We start from the raw sequence: 15,813 nt of genomic DNA on the forward strand, positions 1-15,813 counted from the left end.
GGGGCCCCGACACCGGACGACGGATCGGTCGCTGGCAGCAAGTTCACGCAGCGTCTGCTGCCGGACGGTTCGGAAGTGGATGAAGGACCAGGCGGCGCGCCTGCAAGCGGTGCCGAAGGCCAGTCCGTCGCTTCGCTGAATTCACCGCCGGCGCCTGCCGCTTCCGATACACCCGCTCAGGGAACGACGCCTGCTGCCACGAGCGAGCAAGGCGCCGAAGCCGCTGGCGATCAGCCCGCTCCGACCGCCAATCCGTCGGATGCGCCGGCGCTGGCGGGCGAGAAGATGTTCCTCTACGAGGAGCGTCTCGGCCAGACGGCTCCGACCGCGATCGAGGGAGCGGTTTCCTGGTCCCTCCAGCGCGAACCGGGCGAGAACGGCGCGCAGGAGCCGGTGGTGCAGGGGCGCATCGCCGTACCCGGCCGTGGGCTGACCGCGCTTCTCACCGTCAAGCGCAATGCCGACCCGTCGCTGCCGGCAAGCCATCTGATCGAAATCGTCTTCTCGGTTCCGCCGGATTTCGAGGGCGGGGCGATCGACAGCGTACAGCGCATCGCGATGAAGCAGACCGAGCAGGATCGGGGCAACGCGCTGATCGCCGTTCCGGCGAAGATCACCGACGATTTCCACATGATCGCGCTCAACGATTTCCCGGATGCGCGGGCCACCAATCTCGAGCTGCTGCGCAGCCGCGACTGGATGGACATCCCGCTGGCTTACCGGAATGGCCGCCGCGCCTTGCTTACCCTGCAGAAGGGGCCGGCAGGCGTGCAGGCGTTCAACGAGGCGATCCGCGAATGGGCCGCGCTCGGGAACTCCGCCAGCAGCCAGTGATGCGAGCTTAATTCCACTGCGGCGCGTTGAAGGTCAACGTGCCGCAGTGACAAGCGGCGGCTTGCCGGGGCATGTGAAGCCATGCGCGACATCAGGCGGATCATCGGCGATGCAATGAGCGGCGGGGTTCTCGCCGCGCTGATCGTCGTCATGCTCACGATGCAGGGCGCGATCGGCGCCTATGCGCAGGCCTCGATGGCATCGGCTGAAACCGATCCGGTGCTCGTCATCTGCGCCACGCACGGCACGGAGACGCTGCCGCAAAAGCATTCTCCCGATGCTTCATGGCCGGATTGCTGCTCCGCGGCGTGTCAGATCGCATGCACGATCGGGCATGGCTTTCCGCCGGAAAGCTTCGTCCTCAATAATTACCGGCCGCATGCGGCACACCATTCCTTCGAGACAGTTTTTGCCGACCTCGCTCCGCGCGCCCTCGGGCTGACGGGGGAGGCGCGCGCTCCTCCGCCATTCTCCATCTGACGTTCGACCGCTCGATCCGGCGTGAAGCGCACGCCGCCCCATACGTCCCTGGAGAAAACCATGTTCAGCCTTCCGCAGGCGCGGCTCGTTTCGCTGCGCGTCGCCTTGACCGTTTCACCTCCTTGTCCGGTTTTCGGGCAAGCCATTCCGGGAGGAGGGCGGCATGGCTATTGATGCGAGCCCGCGTTCCGAAGCCCGCGATCAGGAGGGAGCGATGAAGCTCTTCATCCTGAGGCTGCATTTCTATGTCGGACTTTTCGTCGGCCCCTTCATTCTCGGCGCAGCACTTTCCGGCGTGCTCTATGTCGTGACGCCGCAGATCGAAACCTGGCTCTATCGCGACCAGCTTTACGCAGCGACGGCAGGCAGCCCTCAGCCGCTTGCCGCGCAGGCTGAGGCGGCGCGCGCGTTCATAGGCGAGGGGCCGAGGCTTTTCGCGATCCGCCCGGCGCCGCAAGAGGGCATGACAACGCAGGTGATGTTCAGCGAGCCCGGTCTCGGCGAATCCGAAAGCCGGGCGATCTTTGTCGATCCGGCCTCCTTGAAGATCCAGGGAGACCTGGTGGTCTACGGCACCAGCGGTGTTCTGCCGTTCCGCACGACGCTCGACTATCTCCACCGCAACCTGCTTCTCGGCGAACCCGGCCGTTATTACAGCGAGCTTGCCGCCTCCTGGCTGTGGCTGGCCGTGCTCGGTGGCGTTTTCCTCTGGTTCTGGCGGCGCAAGGCCGTCCGGCCCGCAGCAGAAAAGGCGCGCAAAGCCTTCGCCATGCGCCGTCTCCACAGCCTGATCGGCCTCTGGATCGCGGTGGGGCTTCTGTTCCTTTCGGCGACGGGACTGACCTGGTCCCGCTGGGCGGGAGACCGCATCGACCAGTTCCGGTCCGAGGTCGGCTGGGTCACGCCCTCGGTCTCGCTGGCGCTCGGCGGTACTTCCCCCGCGGCCCCGCAGGGAGACCATGCCCATCACGGCGGCGGGGAAGGGCATGGTCATATGGCCATGCAGGAGGCGGCAGTCGATCCGGTGGCGCAGCTCGATCGGATTCTGGCCGTCTCGCGGGAGGCCGGCATCGATTCCGGCATGCTCGAACTTCGCCCGCCGCGAGCCGACGGTCAGGCCTGGCTGGTGCGCGAATATGATCGGCAATGGCCGACCCAGGTGGATACGATAGCCATCGATCCGCAAACTCTTCAGGTGACCAGCCGGGCGGATTTCGAGACCTTTCCGATCGTGGCGAAACTGATCCGCTGGGGGATCGATGCCCATATGGGCATACTCTTCGGCGTGGCGAACCAGATCGTCATGGCAGCGCTCGGCACCGCGCTGATCGTGATGATCGTCTACGGCTACCGGATCTGGTGGACGAGGAGACCGGCTCCCGGCGCCGTGCCGCGCACACTTATCCGCGCGTGGTGCTATCTTTCCCTGCCGGCGAAGGTCGGCGTGATCCTCGTGGCCGTCGCGCTCGGTTGGGCGCTGCCGGTTATGGGCGCAAGCCTGATGGCGTTTCTGGCCGTGGATATCGTCCGATGGAGGCTCTCGAGCCGAAAGGGCGCGAGTGGCGGCGTCAAGGCTCCGGCAGAGTAATTGCCGGGTCTTTTGCGCGCAAAGAAAAAAGGGCTGCCTCGGCAGCCCTTTTTCACGTTCAGTTTTGGATGGGCTCAGGCGTCGACGACGCGCAGAGCCTGCGCTTGGGCGAGCGCTTCCTTGCGGACGGCTTCCTGCACCTTTTCGAAGGCGCGGACCTCGATCTGGCGCACGCGCTCGCGGCTGATGTCAAACTCGGACGAAAGCTCTTCCAGCGTCACCGGATCGTCGGCAAGGCGGCGAGCCTCGAAGATGCGGCGCTCGCGCTCGTTCAGCACGCTCATCGCCTTGGAGAGCATGCGGCGGCGAGTGTCGAGCTCGTCCTGCTCGATCAGCACTTCTTCCTGGCTGTCCTGTTCGTCCACCAGCCAATCCTGCCACTGGCCGGCTTCACCTTCGGCGGCGCGGATCGGCGCGTTCAGCGAGGCATCGCCGGAAAGGCGGCGGTTCATGGAAACCACTTCCTCTTCGGAGACGTTCAGCTTCGTGGCGATCTCCTTGACGTGCTCCGGCTTCAGATCGCCGTCATCGATCGCCTGGATGCGGCCCTTCAGCCGGCGCAGGTTGAAGAACAGGCGCTTCTGGTTGGCGGTCGTGCCCATCTTCACGAGCGACCAGGACCGCAAGATATATTCCTGGATGGAAGCCTTGATCCACCACATGGCATAGGTAGCCAGGCGGAAGCCACGCTCCGGATCGAACTTCTTGACGGCCTGCATGAGACCGACATTTCCTTCCGAGACGACTTCACCGATCGGCAGACCGTAGCCGCGATAGCCCATGGCGATCTTCGCCACGAGACGCAGGTGGCTGGTCACGAGCTTGTGGGCCGCGTCGCGATCACCATGTTCGGCATAGCGTTTCGCGAGCATGTATTCCTGCTGCGGTTCCAGCATCGGGAACTTGCGGATTTCGTCGAGATATCGATTGAGACCGGCTTCGCCGGCGGTAATGGACGGCAATGTATTGCGGGCCATAGAGCACCCCCTTGTGATCGTATTTTCCGGCTCCCTCTTGGATTTAGCCCAACGGCCGAAGGCAAGCCGCGGATGCGGGTCATTTCCGACCCCGCACCAACCCAGCTAACAAATAAGTAGGGCAAAACGGTGATTCAAGTGTTCACAGAAGCGTTATACCATTACAGTTTGGTAATGTAGGCTCATGGAATTTTGCGCTCCAGAGCGTGGGAGGCGCCACGCCGGTAACGGCTGTATCCGCCATATGTTTCACTTCTGGAAAGACCAATATCCTTCAACTGATCCTCCGTCAATTCCAGGAGCGCCAGCCGGGTGCGGCGTCGGCGAAGCCTGCGCGCGAGGAAGGCGAAAAGATGGAGCAGCAAGCCGAGCCGGCGATGCGGTTCGGGAGCGCTTGTGAATGCCTCCGCCTCTTCAGCTCGCGGAGCTGGAGGGAGCGGAAGTTCAAGAATGAGGTCGTGCTTTTCCGACCCCCGGTCCAGGACCGTTGGCGCTTCGTTTTTCATCGTGGTTCTCCGGAAAAGATGCCGGCTTTGCGGAAGCCGACATCATCGGGTGCTTAGGGGCCTTGGTGAGGAGGCTCGTTACTTTCGAGATGCTAGGGCAGTGCGGGTCGCGGCTTCGGCTTCTCTCAGCGCCTCGGCGCATTCCTCGCAGCAGACTTCGACCGTCTTGCCGCCGATCTTCACGGCAATCCGCGTCTCGTCGAGTTCGCAGTCGCAGGCGGCACAGGTGTTCGCTTTCATGGGTCTCATCTCCCGAATGAATGATTGCAGGAGAAGGAAAGCACTTTTGGGATAGGCGGCGCTGTCAGATTCTTTAGCGATTTTATCGCAGGCCGGCGAAGCGCTGGAACTCCGCCGGCGTGCGGCCATAGGCCTGACGGAAGGCGGCGGAGAAGTGGCTGTGGCTGGAAAAGCCGAGATCGAGCCCGAGCCGGGTCAGGTCGTCATAGCTGCCGAGCAGATCGAGCGCGCGGGCGAGCCGCAGCCGGAGCTGATAGCGATAGAGCGGCGTGCCCTCCACCTGCTGGAAAGCCTGGGTGAGATAGACGGGCGAAACGCCGGTCTCCCCGGCGATCTCGGCCAGCGTCCAGCGCCGCGCCAGATCGGAGGCGAGGGCAAGTTTAGCCCGGTCCACCAGCTTCTGGCGGCCGATGCTGGAGGCGGCGGCATGCGCCGTGCGCTCCCCGACCGCCCGGCGGATCAGGGTCATGGCAAGGGTTTCGCCTTCGAGTGTCTCGGCGCTGCCGCGGCTCAGGCTATGGCGCAGCAGCGCGACCAGCGCCTGGGCGCGGGCATCGATCCTCAAACGCTGCTTGTTAAAGACGAAGTACGAGCCCTTGGGATTGCGGTGCGTTTGCGGAACGAGCTCTTCCAGCATTTCTTCCGGCACATCCACGCTGAGGCAGGCATCGCCGCCTTCGACCGGATGGCTGATGCGGTAACCCTCGTCACGGTTGAAGAACAGCGCCTGGTTCGCCTCGGCAACCGCGTCGTCGCGGCCGACATGGCGCAGGAAGACGCCGCGATAGGGAAAGACGAGGCTTGTGGCATGCGCGCATTCCTCGTCGCTTCTATGCCGGCATTCGCCGCTGCATACCACATCGCGGACGCTGACCAGTTCCGTACAGAGAAGTTTCGTGACCGTAAACTGGCTCATGGAATGTTCCGGGAGGTTGGGCAGGTGCTTTATACGCCTGCTCAAGCCCACCTGCCACCCGTTTATGTCCGGAAGGCTTCCACCAGCTCCAGCATGTCGTTCGGCATGGGGGCCTCGAACTCCATCACTTCGCCGGTGCGGGGATGTTCGAAGGCGAGCAGGAAGGCATGCAGCGCCTGACGCGGAAATCGGCCGACTACGCTCTTTGCCGGTTCGGGCAGAAGGTTGGCCTTGGTGCGGAAGCCGGCGCTGTAATCGGGATCGCCGACGAGGGGATGGCCGATATGGGCCATGTGGACCCTGATCTGGTGGGTCCTTCCGGTTTCCAGCCGGCACTCCACCAGCGAGGCGAGCGCGGTCGCATCCGGCTTCTCATGGAAGCGTTCGACGACCTCGTAATGCGTCACCGCCTCGCGGGCGTCCTCGCTGTCCTCGCGTTTGACCGCCCGCTTGGTGCGGTCGCCCGTCGCCCGGCCGAGCGGAGCGTCGATCGTACCGTGGAGCTGTCCCGGACGGCCCCATACGATCGCCTGATAGGCCCGCTCCAGCGAACCCGTGCGGCCGTGGTCGGCGAACTGGTCGGCAAGGTGGCGATGGGCGATGTCGTTCTTGGCGACGACCATGACGCCGCTCGTATCCTTGTCGAGACGGTGGACGATGCCCGGCCGCCTCACGCCGCCGATGCCGGAAAGGCTTGCCCCGCAATGATGGATCAGGGCATTCACGAGCGTACCGGTCCAATTGCCGGCTCCGGGATGGACGACCAAACCGGCGGGTTTGGCGATGACGATCAGGTCGTCATCCTCGTGGAGCACCTCGAGCGGTATGTCCTCGCCCTTCGGTTTCGGGTCTTCCGGCTCGGGAAGCGCGATCTCGACCGTGTCGCCGGGGGCGATCTTCTTCTTCGGCTCGATGCAGGCCTTCCCGTTCAGGTAGACCGCTCCCTGCTCGATCAGCGCCTTTATCCGGCTGCGAGAAAACTCCCCCTCCAGCACGCCGGTCAGCCAGGCGTCGAGGCGGCCTTCGGCTTCGTCTGCTGCTTTCAGGACTTTCCTTGGCGGCTCGCCTTGTTTAAAGGGGTCGTTCATTCATTTACCCGATGCAGTTCCGGCACAAGGACCCCCCATGTCACAACCCGATATCGAGGAACAGGAAGAGCCGCTTGATCCGGCAATGGAGAGAATCCGCCGGAAAATGGTGCTTCTGCAACTGGTTTCGGGCGGCATCATGTTTGTCTGCTTTATGGCCGTCCTCGCTGCCGTTGTCTACAAGGTGTCGCAGACCTCGGAAGAGGCTCCGGTTGCCGCCAGCGGCGGCTTTGCTGTCCCGGCCGATCAGCCGCTTGCCGCGACAGCCGCGCTTCCGGCCGGCTTCGCGGTGGAGTCGACGTCGCTTTCCGGCAGCCAGATCCTCTTCTACGGATCGCTCGGGAGCGAGCGCAAGGCTTTCGTCTTCGACCTCTCGGTCGGCCGCATCGTCGCCGATGTGACGGTCGGCGCGGCTCCGTGACACGGGGACGGCGGACATCGCCACCGATCCGGATCGATGATCCGGACGATCCGCGCATCGCGGAGTTCCGGCATATCCGCGAACGCGACCTGACCGGACGGGAAGGGCGCTTCATCGCCGAGGGCACCGTGGTGCTGCGGATGCTCGCCGCCGCCCATGGGGCGAGACGAGGCTTCAGCGCCGAAAAGATACTGCTCCTCGAGAACCGGGTGCAGGGCGTCGAGGAGCTACTAGTGGAGTTTCCGGAAGACGTGCCGGTCTTCGTGGCCTCCGCCGCCGTTCTCGATGCGATCGCGGGCTTTCACCTGCATCGCGGCGTGCTGGCGCTCGGGCGGCGCGGAGAGGACAGGACCGCGCGGGAACTGATCCTCGATCTTCCGCAGAAGGCGCTCGTCGTCGCGGCCTTCGGCATCTCCAACCATGACAATGTCGGGTCGATCTTCCGCAACGCCGCCGCTTTCGGCGCGGATGCGGTGCTGCTCGACGCCACCTCATGCGATCCGCTCTATCGCAAGGCGCTGCGGGTCTCGGTGGGCTCGGTGCTTTCGGTGCCCTATGCGCGCGGCGGATCGGCGATCGATATCATCGGCGCGCTGATGGAGCGGGAATTTTCCGTCTGGGGGCTTTCGCCGGCAGGCGAGGCGGAGATCCGGTCGATTGCCGCGGCCGATCGCATGGCGCTGATAACGGGTACCGAGGGAGAAGGACTGCCACCCGAAATCCTCTCCAGGGTACGGACCGCCCGGATTGCACAGGCGCCCGGGCTCGACAGCCTCAACGCAGCGACGGCGACCGGGATCGCGCTCTACGAGATCGCAATGGCGCAGAGCCGGCTTTAGCGGACTGCCCCGAAACCGCTGGGCATCAGTTGCCGTGCAGGCTTTCGAGCTTTTCCTTCGCTCTGGCCGCGAGGCTCCGGCGGTCCTTCTTGCCGGAGCCAGACTTGCCGGAAAGAATGGGGTGGATCGGCGAAGCGGAGCCTTCGACATCGGCGGTCAGCGCAACCATGTCGGCGGCGATCGAGGCGATCTCCTCCCGCAGCGCTTCGTCGTTGCCGCCGGAGGCTGCATTCAGCAATCGTTCGGACACGGCCGTGGCATGGTTGCGGACATCTTCCGCAAGCGCTGCGGTTGCCGGATCGAGTTCGCCGTCCTGCAGCCTTGCGATCAAGGGTTGGAAGGAGGTTTCCATTGTCCGGTCCTCGCTGGTCTTGCGCTTCGGAGCAGGCGTCTTTCCCGGCTTCAGCGGAGCGTCGCGCAATGCACGGTTTGCCTCGCGTGCTTCGGCATTGGCCGCCTTCACCTTTTCGCGAAGGCGGATGATTTCCTGGGAACGACGCTCCAGAGCATTTTCCTTGTCGGTGCGTTCGGAAATCTCGCGGGCGAGCTTGTCGTCCAGTCGCATCGACCGGCTTTCCTCCTGAGCGAGCCGCGTTTCGGCATCCTTGGCCCGGTTGGTCTGGAGCTTCACGTCGTTTCGCAGCGTGTCGCGCTCCTCGCGCAGCGCGTTTATCCGGAACTTGAGGTTTTCAACCTCGGTATCACGGGTGGAAAGATCGATCTTCAGATTGTCGGCATCGGCCGCAAGCTTCGCCACCCGCTTGTGAAGCGTTTCGATCTCCAGTTCCTTGCCGATGCCTGCCTCCTCCGCTCCGTCCATTGCCGCCTTCAACTGCTGAATATGGCTCTCTTCGTGGCGCAGCTTCGATCGGGCCTCGGCGGCTTCGACGTCCAGATCGTTGATCTGCATGTGCAGGTCGTGGTTCTCGCCGTGCAGGCGCTTGGCCTCCTCGGCGAGCGCGTCGTAGCGAAGTTGCAGGGCGGTCAGCCTGTCGCGCTCCTGCGTCAGCTCCTGCTTCGTGCGGGCATTCTCGGCGGCATAGACGGCTCGCGCCATGTCGCGCTGGGCGCGCACTTCCTGCGGGCTGATCGGCAGCGTCGCCTTCAGCCGGTTCTCGGTATAGCGGACGATGCGGCCATGGATGGCCGGCGCGATCAGCATCGCCAGAAGCGTTGCGCTCAGGAAACCCAGGCCGAACAGGAGAGCGAATTCGATCACGTCAGAGCCAAGCTGAAACCGTATAGGAGGTCTTTGCCTCCGTTAAAACATGGGGCGCGTCGCCCGGCAAGCATCGCTTGCAGGGGGACAGGAATAATCGCCAGGCTCAGAAAGGGTTCCAAGTCGGAGAGCGGGTCAGCTTCAGATATCCGACATTGACGCCGAGGCGGGCGCCGAGGCCGGTGCGGATCGGCACCAGCAGGACATTGTTGTTGCGCAGCACCGTCATGCCGACGCCGGCGACCACGAAGGCGGAGCCGGAAACGCCGCCGAACCGGGCGTAGAGGCTGTCGACCGAAGGCAGGTCATAGACGAGCATCATGGCGCGGGTGCCCTGTCCGCCGTAATCGATGCCGAGCGACGGGCCCTGCCAGAAGACCGGATGCTGGCCGGCATTCTTGGTATAGAGTTCGCCTTCGCCATAGGTGAGCCCGGCGATGAAGGCGCCCGAGCCTTCCTGCCCGAGGATATAACCGTTCGGGAGGCCGTATTTCTGAAAGGCATTCTCGACGACCTTCGCAAGCCCGCCGCTGGTGGAGCCGAAGAAGCCGTGGCCGGCGTCAACGATCTCCTGCGCCGAGTACTGGCTATCGTTCTGTGCCTGCGCTCGGGCCGGCTGGACCGTGAGCCATGCCGCCGCCGTTACGGCAACGAGAGTGGTCAGGAGGCGGGTGAGGGCGGAGATTTGAAGCAAGCGCATCGTCGGATCCGTCGATTGTGTCGTACAGGCGCCGATCATCGGCATACCCATTTTGCTTGGTTGGCCTTAATAATCGGTTTACCAAATATGGTGTCATTGTGGCTCATATCACGGCACCATCTCCACGCAACCTTGACATGGCCAGATGGCACAGCGAACCCCAGACAGGAGAAAAACATGCCGAAGAATCCAAATCTCACCCTCAGCGGGCCGGATCTTGCGGCTCTCCTGTGCAGCCGGGTGTGTCATGACGTGATTTCGCCGGTCGGCGCGATCAACAACGGCCTGGAACTGCTCGACGAGGGCGCCGCCGACGGCGATGCGCTGGACCTCATCCGCACTTCCGCCAACAACGCCTCCGTCCGTCTCAAATTCGCACGGCTCGCCTTCGGGGCCTCCGGATCGGTCGGCGCCTCGATCGATACGGGCGAGGCGGAAAAAGCCGCCAAGGATTTCGCCAGCGCCGAAAGGAAGACCGAGGTCAGCTGGAGCGGTCCGCGCGCGATCATCGCCAAGAACCGTGTCAAGCTGCTGCTCAACCTCTTCCTCGTCGCCTATGCCGGCATCCCGCGTGGCGGCTCGGTGGAGGTGGTGCTCGAAAACCCGGAATATGACGCCAGGTTCACGATTACCGTGAAGGGGCGGATGATGCGGGTGCCGTCGAAATTCACCGAAATCCTCTCCGGGACCCTGGAGGAGGCGATCGACGCCCACTCGATCCAGCCTTACTATACCGTACTCCTGGCGGAAGAATGCGGCATGGATCTCAAGCATGTCGTGACCGACGAAAAGATCGTCTTCATCGCCGAAGCGGCGGTCGCGTGAAAACGCCGATTCGCGATTGCCGCGTAACGATTCGTTAGCTGCAACCCGTTAATGATTGAGGGCTCGCTTCCATTTGCCGGAGGCGGGTCGTCAGGGGGATCGCGATGCAGCGTTTGATGATTGCCGACAGCTCAGACATCGTTCGCAAGGTCGGCAAGCGCATCCTTTCGGAACTCGGGTTTCTCGTCGCCGAAGCGGGCAGCGCGCGTGAAGCTATCCTCGGCTGCCAGACCGAACTTCCCGCCTTCCTCATCGTCGATTCGGCGCTCGAAGAGGCTGTCGATCTCATTGCCGCCATTCGCGCCATGCCGAACGGCAAGAATGTCCGCATCTTCTATTGCGTCATCGAAGCGGACTTGAAGAAGATGATGATCGGGAAACGCGCCGGGGCGGACGATTTTCTGCTGAAGCCCTTCGACCGCAAGATCCTGACTTCGGTCTTTTCCGGCCTTTCGGCGGCCGCTTGATCCAAAGATTTTCAGCCATTTCTGACTGCCAGCGCCGCGGTTTCAGGACTTCCTCGCGGAATGGCGCGGGCATCCATAAAGCAAAACGCCTGCGCGAAGGGTTTTCGCACAGGCGCTTCGAAAAGGGGAAGGCGCAGTTTTCAGGCTGTTTCGGCGTATTCGGCGCCATCCGGCTCGCGCAGCACATAGCCGCGACCCCAGACGGTTTCGATGTAGTTCGCGCCGCCGGCCGCATTGGCGAGTTTCTTGCGCAGCTTGCAGATGAAGACGTCGATGATCTTCAGTTCCGGCTCGTCCATGCCGCCGTAAAGGTGGTTCAGGAACATTTCCTTGGTGAGCGTGGTGCCCTTGCGGAGCGAAAGCAGCTCCAGCATCTGGTATTCCTTGCCCGTCAGGTGAACGCGCTGGCCGCCAACTTCGACGGTTTTGGCGTCGAGGTTCACGATCAGTTCGCCGGTGATGATGATCGACTGGGCATGGCCCTTGGAACGGCGGACGATCGCATGGATGCGGGCGACCAGCTCATCCTTGTGGAAGGGCTTCGTCATGTAGTCGTCGGCGCCGAAACCGAGGCCGCGAACCTTGTCCTCGATGCCCGCCATGCCGGAGAGGATGAGGATCGGCGTCTTGACCTTGGAGAGCCGCAGCGTGCGGAGCACTTCATAGCCCGACATGTCAGGCAGGTTGAGGTCGAGAAGAATGATGTCGTAGTCGTAGAGTTTGCCGAGATCGACGCCCTCTTCACCGAGATCGGTGGTGTAAACGTTGAAGCTTTCCGATTTCAGCATCAGCTCGATGCTCTGCGCTGTCGCGCTGTCATCTTCGATGAGTAGAACCCGCATATTTATCCCCTTTACCGCCGCCTAGGTAAATCTTGGCCCCCTACGCGTCACGGATCCAGACTGTGCCTGATTTGGAAGCTGCCACTAAATGGTTAACAAATTCTGATTCACTCTGGCAAGGTGTATCAGTTCATTAAACAAAATTAGTAGTAGCCTGTTTTCTTTTGAGGATTGGTCATCACCAGACTTGAACTAGCGGATGAGGAAACTCCGCTAACTGATTCAAGCGACTCGCACATTGCCGCGTCGAAATCGACCTTGGTATTTACCTACCCTTAAATGATCGGGCTTATCATTAATGATGCCCGTAAATGAAAAGTTAATGCGGCCTAGATTTTATTAACGTCGCGGAAGTTTTTTGGCCCGGAGTGTAACACGCCGGGTATACGGGCCGGGGTCTCGCTATCCACGGAGTATTGCGTATGAAGTCGCGTGACAGCCTTGTTCGCCTGAAGGAATTTCAGGTTAACGAAAAACGCCGGCAGTTGCAGCAGTTGCAACTGATGATGGCCGAATTCGAGCGGATGGCTAAGGAGCTCGAACACCAGATCACTCTGGAAGAGAAGAAATCCGGCATCGCCGATCCGAATCACTTCGCCTATCCGACCTTTGCAAAGGCCGCCCGGCAGCGTGCGGATAATCTTCAGGTCTCGATCCGCGAGTTGAGAGCCCAGCAGGAGAGCGCCGAAATGTCGCTCGAGGAAGCCCAGGCGGAATTTGCCAAGGCTTCGGCGCTGGAGGAACGCGACGGGACGATGCGCGTCCGCGCCTGAACGAAGCCGGAAATTGCGGGGCTATCATGAGGGGCGGGCCGGTGGCCCGTGCTTCATTTTCCGTTGCCCGCAGCGTTCGTCAGGCCTGTTCGGCGAGCCTAATTCAGCCTTTGATGACGTCGCGCCATTCGGGATGGCGTTCGACCTGCGCGCGGAAGAAGGGGCAGAGCGGAATGATCTTCCAGCCGCCGCGGCGCGCGTCCTCCACCGCATGAACGGCCAGAGCCTGGCCGACACCCTTGCCGCGAAGAGCATCCGGAACGCCGGTGTGATCGATGATGATGAGCTCGGGGGAGGTTCGCGAATAGGTCATCTCGCCCTCGTGACCTTCGATTACGGCCAGATATCGCCCGCCCGATTTGCTTTCTTCGTTCCTGATATCCATTCGTGTCTGCTCCTGTTTCTGCGCCGATCTAAGCAGAGGGCGAGTCCCGGGGGAATAGCCGGGAGGGCGGACGCTATGTCAATGGAAGCGGAACGGTCGGCAAAACGAAAGGTGCCGTTGCATTGGCAAACGGCACCTTTTCAAATCGTTGGCGCTGATATCGCGGCTAGTGGCGATATTGCTGGATGCGCGTCGTTCTGAGGCCGGCAAGGCCATGGTCGTTGATGGATGATTGCCAGGAGAGGAATTCCTCGACGGTGAGCGTGTAACGCTCGCAGGCTTCTTCCAAGCTCAACAGGCCACCGCGAACCGCTGCAACCACTTCGGCCTTTCGCCGGATAACCCAGCGGCGCGTATTGGCCGGCGGAAGATCGGCAATGGTCAACGGGCTGCCATCGGGGCCGATGACATATTTTACTCGGGGTCGGATCATTTCGGTCATGGGACTCTCTACACAAACACAAGACCACGGCGGGCAGCCTAGGCCCGCAGTTTTAAGATTTGACTAAATGTGATGGCCGTTTTCTACCTAGAGGGAAAATAATCGTCCCGAAGTAGAGCGCATTTTGAAACTGCCGCCTGCGTTGCATGCCGCCGCAGTCCCGCAATCCGCTTCGAATGCCGGTCCGAATTTCAGGCCATCGCCAGCGAAAGCTCCGTTTTTCCCGGTCCGAGTTCCAGTTGCGCGGTTCCCGCGTGCCGAAGCGTCAGATAATCGCCGGCGGCGAGCGCAAAAATTCCCGTGCCGGATTGCGCCTGAGCGCCGCCGCTCGCGCCGCTCAGCGAAAGGAGGACTTGCGAACCGTTCAGAAGCAGGCTGGTCGTGTGGCCGGAAGAGGTGAGTACCGCCACATTGAGGGCGACGAGATAAAGGCCGGTTGCCGGAACGATCAGGCGATTGCCGCCGCCGGCCGCTGCCGCCCCCAGAGCAAACCCTCCCTGGTTGAGCGTCAGCACCGTGAAACCGCTCTCCTGGCCGGCGGTCGGAGAAAAACTCGTCCCCGCGCGACTGGCGCGGACCGTCGGTTGATTCGGTCTGGAAACGTGGCCGGCCTCGGAAACCGCAAGGCCGGTCCTCCAGGCGGTGCCGTCGCTCACCTTGATCGAGAAGGCATTGTCGCCCGCCAGTCCCATTTCCGCATGTCCCGTCCAGTTGGTCTGGAAAAGAAGGGAGGCGGTGTCGCCTGCCGCTGCCTTGTTGATCTTGACCTGATGGCCATTGCCGGCGTGATTGAAGAGGCTCGCCGGCGAGGAAAGCGCCAGCCTGTTGGTGGCATCGGGCGCCGCGTTGATGCCGAGCTGCTCAAGCCCTTCGATGCCGGCGGAAAGGTCTCGCCATGAGCCGCCGGAGAAGATCCTGAATGTCTCGGAGGACGTGAACCAAGCCCGCCATCCCTCGCGCGGCGGCATGAAATTCCAGGCGTCGTCCTGCCGGGCGGCAATCTGTCCCTCCTTGCCCGCCCATGGGCCGCTTGCGGGTGCGGCGACCAGATAGCAGGCGCCATCGGCGGGTTCCTCGGGCGGAGCGGCGAGTTCTGCGGCGATCGTCAGATGCACGATAGCATCGAGCCGCAGCAGCGCCTCGTTATGGGTGACATGCTTCTGCGCCTGCGCCGGCAGGATGAAGGGCATTTCGAGATTCGTCGTGGTATCCGCCATGGTTCTGCTCCCGGTTCGATCGGAGCAATTCTATTCCAGCGGGCGAGGGCGGGGAGGCGGAGCAAGCTAAGCCATTGGAGAGGTTAGGCCGGGCGGCATTTTCATCCCCGGTCCGCGAGGCGAGATGCTCCGCAATCTTCGGAAGTTCGGCGAAGGCTCTCTTGGAGTTTCCATGCGGCTGGAGGGACGGAAGCAGCGCTTTTATTGCGCCGCGGGAGGCTTTCGGGAGCCGCTGCCGGGGCTGTTGGGCGTCGATCGCCACGGGAGCCCGATATTCCGTTTCGCGGATCGCCTTCTGCGGCTAATTTTTGGACAAGGAACGCTGAATTTTTGAAATTCCTGATCTTTTCGACGTCACATTGTTAAGAACCGGCTCATTTCCGGCCGACTCTCGGCTTTTTGTCTTCACATTTCTTTTGAAACCGGTATGGAATCCGCCCTGAGCTTAAGTACCCGCTTGGGACAAAGAACAAAGAGATGCAACCCTTCAGGGAATCGCATCCGGGGGAATCTATATGGAGTATTTTATCCAGCAGCTCATTAATGGGCTGACTCTTGGGTCCATCTACGGCCTTGTCGCCATCGGTTATACGATGGTTTATGGCATTATCGGTATGATCAACTTCGCCCATGGCGATATTTTCATGCTTGGCGGTTTCGCCGCTCTCATCATCTTCCTGATCCTGACATCCTTCTTCGCGGGCATTCCGGTGGCGTTACTGCTTCTGGTAATGCTGGTCGTAGGTATGTTGATGACAGGGCTCTGGAACTGGACGATCGAGCGGGTCGCCTATCGGCCGCTGCGCGGTTCGTTCCGGCTGGCGCCGCTGATCACCGCCATCGGCATGTCGATCGTGCTGTCGAACTTCATCCAGGTGACGCAGGGACCGCGCAACAAGCCGATCCCGCAGCTCGTCAGCGATACCTATCATTTCGGCGCGATCACCATTTCGCTGAAGCAGATCATCATCGTCCTGCTGACGGTCGTGCTGCTCGCCGCCTTCTGGTACATCGTCAACAAGACGCCGCTGGGACGTGCCCAGCGGGCGAGCGC

19 protein-coding genes and 1 pseudogene are annotated in these 15,813 nt (G+C 62.1%); 9 read left to right on the forward strand and 11 right to left on the reverse strand.

From position 1 onward, the window contains the following. The 3 genes and pseudogenes from ACE04I_RS08555 to ACE04I_RS08565 form a co-directional block, all read left to right on the forward strand. Positions 1-834, forward strand: a pseudogene (locus ACE04I_RS08555) (hypothetical protein); the annotation flags it as partial. A gap of 81 nt (positions 835-915) precedes the next feature. Next, positions 916-1,314: a hypothetical protein gene (locus ACE04I_RS08560; RefSeq protein WP_046794541.1), complete on the forward strand. Its 399-nt coding sequence runs from the start codon at positions 916-918 to the stop codon at positions 1,312-1,314. 163 nt (positions 1,315-1,477) lie between these two features. Further along, positions 1,478-2,902 (forward strand): PepSY-associated TM helix domain-containing protein, encoded by a 1,425-nt coding sequence (locus tag ACE04I_RS08565; RefSeq protein ID WP_046794540.1) that lies wholly within the window; start codon positions 1,478-1,480, stop codon positions 2,900-2,902. 74 nt (positions 2,903-2,976) lie between these two features. On the opposite strand, the gene rpoH is transcribed toward ACE04I_RS08565, so the two are convergent. The 5 genes from rpoH to ACE04I_RS08590 form a co-directional block, all read right to left on the reverse strand. Continuing rightward, positions 2,977-3,879: an RNA polymerase sigma factor RpoH gene (rpoH, locus tag ACE04I_RS08570; RefSeq protein WP_046794539.1), complete on the reverse strand. Its 903-nt coding sequence runs from the start codon at positions 3,877-3,879 to the stop codon at positions 2,977-2,979. Between the two features lie 182 nt (positions 3,880-4,061). Beyond that, a complete protein-coding gene (locus tag ACE04I_RS08575) occupies positions 4,062-4,385 on the reverse strand; it encodes a YjiS-like domain-containing protein (protein ID WP_046794538.1) in 324 nt (107 codons plus the stop codon). 78 nt (positions 4,386-4,463) lie between these two features. Beyond that, the gene (locus ACE04I_RS08580) at positions 4,464-4,625 is read right to left on the reverse strand and encodes a hypothetical protein (RefSeq protein ID WP_170986324.1); all 162 of its coding nucleotides are present in this window, start codon (positions 4,623-4,625) and stop codon (positions 4,464-4,466) included. Between the two features lie 82 nt (positions 4,626-4,707). Beyond that, positions 4,708-5,541: a helix-turn-helix transcriptional regulator gene (locus tag ACE04I_RS08585; protein WP_046794537.1), complete on the reverse strand. Its 834-nt coding sequence runs from the start codon at positions 5,539-5,541 to the stop codon at positions 4,708-4,710. A gap of 62 nt (positions 5,542-5,603) precedes the next feature. Continuing rightward, the gene (locus ACE04I_RS08590; RefSeq protein WP_046794536.1) at positions 5,604-6,629 is read right to left on the reverse strand and encodes an RluA family pseudouridine synthase; all 1,026 of its coding nucleotides are present in this window, start codon (positions 6,627-6,629) and stop codon (positions 5,604-5,606) included. 37 nt (positions 6,630-6,666) lie between these two features. Between ACE04I_RS08590 and ACE04I_RS08595 the strand changes: the two genes are divergently transcribed. Continuing rightward, positions 6,667-7,050, forward strand: a complete 384-nt coding sequence (locus tag ACE04I_RS08595; RefSeq protein WP_046794535.1) for a hypothetical protein — start codon at positions 6,667-6,669, stop codon at positions 7,048-7,050. Next, complete coding sequence (locus ACE04I_RS08600) at positions 7,047-7,889, forward strand: TrmH family RNA methyltransferase (protein WP_487206981.1); 843 nt, start codon at positions 7,047-7,049, stop codon at positions 7,887-7,889. Before ACE04I_RS08595 ends, ACE04I_RS08600 begins: the two co-directional genes overlap by 4 nt. A 25-nt stretch (positions 7,890-7,914) precedes the next feature. On the opposite strand, the gene ACE04I_RS08605 is transcribed toward ACE04I_RS08600, so the two are convergent. Further along, a complete protein-coding gene (locus ACE04I_RS08605) occupies positions 7,915-9,108 on the reverse strand; it encodes a coiled-coil domain-containing protein (protein WP_046794533.1) in 1,194 nt (397 codons plus the stop codon). A gap of 106 nt (positions 9,109-9,214) precedes the next feature. Continuing rightward, the gene (locus tag ACE04I_RS08610) at positions 9,215-9,808 is read right to left on the reverse strand and encodes a DUF1134 domain-containing protein (protein WP_046795062.1); all 594 of its coding nucleotides are present in this window, start codon (positions 9,806-9,808) and stop codon (positions 9,215-9,217) included. Positions 9,809-9,985: 177 nt separating this feature from the next. Here ACE04I_RS08610 and chpT point away from each other — a divergent pair, with 177 nt between their 5' ends. Next, positions 9,986-10,633, forward strand: a complete 648-nt coding sequence (gene chpT, locus ACE04I_RS08615; RefSeq protein WP_046794532.1) for a histidine phosphotransferase ChpT — start codon at positions 9,986-9,988, stop codon at positions 10,631-10,633. 104 nt (positions 10,634-10,737) lie between these two features. Further along, positions 10,738-11,100, forward strand: a complete 363-nt coding sequence (locus ACE04I_RS08620; RefSeq protein WP_046794531.1) for a response regulator — start codon at positions 10,738-10,740, stop codon at positions 11,098-11,100. Between the two features lie 140 nt (positions 11,101-11,240). Here the strand turns inward: ACE04I_RS08620 and ctrA are convergent, their stop codons facing one another. Beyond that, complete coding sequence (ctrA, locus tag ACE04I_RS08625; RefSeq protein WP_046794530.1) at positions 11,241-11,942, reverse strand: response regulator transcription factor CtrA; 702 nt, start codon at positions 11,940-11,942, stop codon at positions 11,241-11,243. Between the two features lie 422 nt (positions 11,943-12,364). Here ctrA and ACE04I_RS08630 point away from each other — a divergent pair, with 422 nt between their 5' ends. After that, complete coding sequence (locus ACE04I_RS08630) at positions 12,365-12,715, forward strand: hypothetical protein (RefSeq protein ID WP_046794529.1); 351 nt, start codon at positions 12,365-12,367, stop codon at positions 12,713-12,715. Positions 12,716-12,818: 103 nt separating this feature from the next. Here ACE04I_RS08630 and ACE04I_RS08635 read toward each other — a convergent pair whose 3' ends face one another. The 3 genes from ACE04I_RS08635 to ACE04I_RS08645 form a co-directional block, all read right to left on the reverse strand. Further along, positions 12,819-13,100: a GNAT family N-acetyltransferase gene (locus tag ACE04I_RS08635; protein WP_046794528.1), complete on the reverse strand. Its 282-nt coding sequence runs from the start codon at positions 13,098-13,100 to the stop codon at positions 12,819-12,821. Between the two features lie 166 nt (positions 13,101-13,266). Next, entirely contained in the window at positions 13,267-13,542 is a 276-nt protein-coding gene (gene sciP / locus ACE04I_RS08640) for a CtrA inhibitor SciP (protein WP_018327815.1), read from the reverse strand. Positions 13,543-13,733: 191 nt separating this feature from the next. Further along, on the reverse strand, positions 13,734-14,759 hold the full coding sequence (locus ACE04I_RS08645) for a DUF2793 domain-containing protein (protein ID WP_487206982.1): 1,026 nt from the start codon (positions 14,757-14,759) through the stop codon (positions 13,734-13,736). 515 nt (positions 14,760-15,274) lie between these two features. Here ACE04I_RS08645 and ACE04I_RS08650 point away from each other — a divergent pair. Further along, positions 15,275-15,813: branched-chain amino acid ABC transporter permease (locus ACE04I_RS08650; protein ID WP_487206983.1), on the forward strand; the 539-nt coding region annotated here is incomplete at its 3' end.

It is taken from the genome of Rhizobium moroccans (genome assembly GCF_057559155.1).

Bases quoted from the DNA above. Each gene is read 5' to 3' on its own strand.
- ACE04I_RS08560 (WP_046794541.1), top strand. From the start codon at position 916: ATGCGCGACATCAGGCGGATCATCGGCGATGCAATGAGCGGCGGGGTT.
- ACE04I_RS08565 (WP_046794540.1), top strand. From the start codon at position 1,478: ATGGCTATTGATGCGAGCCCGCGTTCCGAAGCCCGCGATCAGGAGGGA.
- rpoH (WP_046794539.1), bottom strand. From the start codon at position 3,879: ATGGCCCGCAATACATTGCCGTCCATTACCGCCGGCGAAGCCGGTCTC.
- ACE04I_RS08575 (WP_046794538.1), bottom strand. From the start codon at position 4,385: ATGAAAAACGAAGCGCCAACGGTCCTGGACCGGGGGTCGGAAAAGCAC.
- ACE04I_RS08580 (WP_170986324.1), bottom strand. From the start codon at position 4,625: ATGAAAGCGAACACCTGTGCCGCCTGCGACTGCGAACTCGACGAGACG.
- ACE04I_RS08585 (WP_046794537.1), bottom strand. From the start codon at position 5,541: ATGAGCCAGTTTACGGTCACGAAACTTCTCTGTACGGAACTGGTCAGC.
- ACE04I_RS08590 (WP_046794536.1), bottom strand. From the start codon at position 6,629: ATGAACGACCCCTTTAAACAAGGCGAGCCGCCAAGGAAAGTCCTGAAA.
- ACE04I_RS08595 (WP_046794535.1), top strand. From the start codon at position 6,667: ATGTCACAACCCGATATCGAGGAACAGGAAGAGCCGCTTGATCCGGCA.
- ACE04I_RS08610 (WP_046795062.1), bottom strand. From the start codon at position 9,808: ATGCGCTTGCTTCAAATCTCCGCCCTCACCCGCCTCCTGACCACTCTC.
- chpT (WP_046794532.1), top strand. From the start codon at position 9,986: ATGCCGAAGAATCCAAATCTCACCCTCAGCGGGCCGGATCTTGCGGCT.
- ACE04I_RS08620 (WP_046794531.1), top strand. From the start codon at position 10,738: ATGCAGCGTTTGATGATTGCCGACAGCTCAGACATCGTTCGCAAGGTC.
- ctrA (WP_046794530.1), bottom strand. From the start codon at position 11,942: ATGCGGGTTCTACTCATCGAAGATGACAGCGCGACAGCGCAGAGCATC.
- ACE04I_RS08630 (WP_046794529.1), top strand. From the start codon at position 12,365: ATGAAGTCGCGTGACAGCCTTGTTCGCCTGAAGGAATTTCAGGTTAAC.
- ACE04I_RS08635 (WP_046794528.1), bottom strand. From the start codon at position 13,100: ATGGATATCAGGAACGAAGAAAGCAAATCGGGCGGGCGATATCTGGCC.
- sciP (WP_018327815.1), bottom strand. From the start codon at position 13,542: ATGACCGAAATGATCCGACCCCGAGTAAAATATGTCATCGGCCCCGAT.
- ACE04I_RS08645 (WP_487206982.1), bottom strand. From the start codon at position 14,759: ATGGCGGATACCACGACGAATCTCGAAATGCCCTTCATCCTGCCGGCG.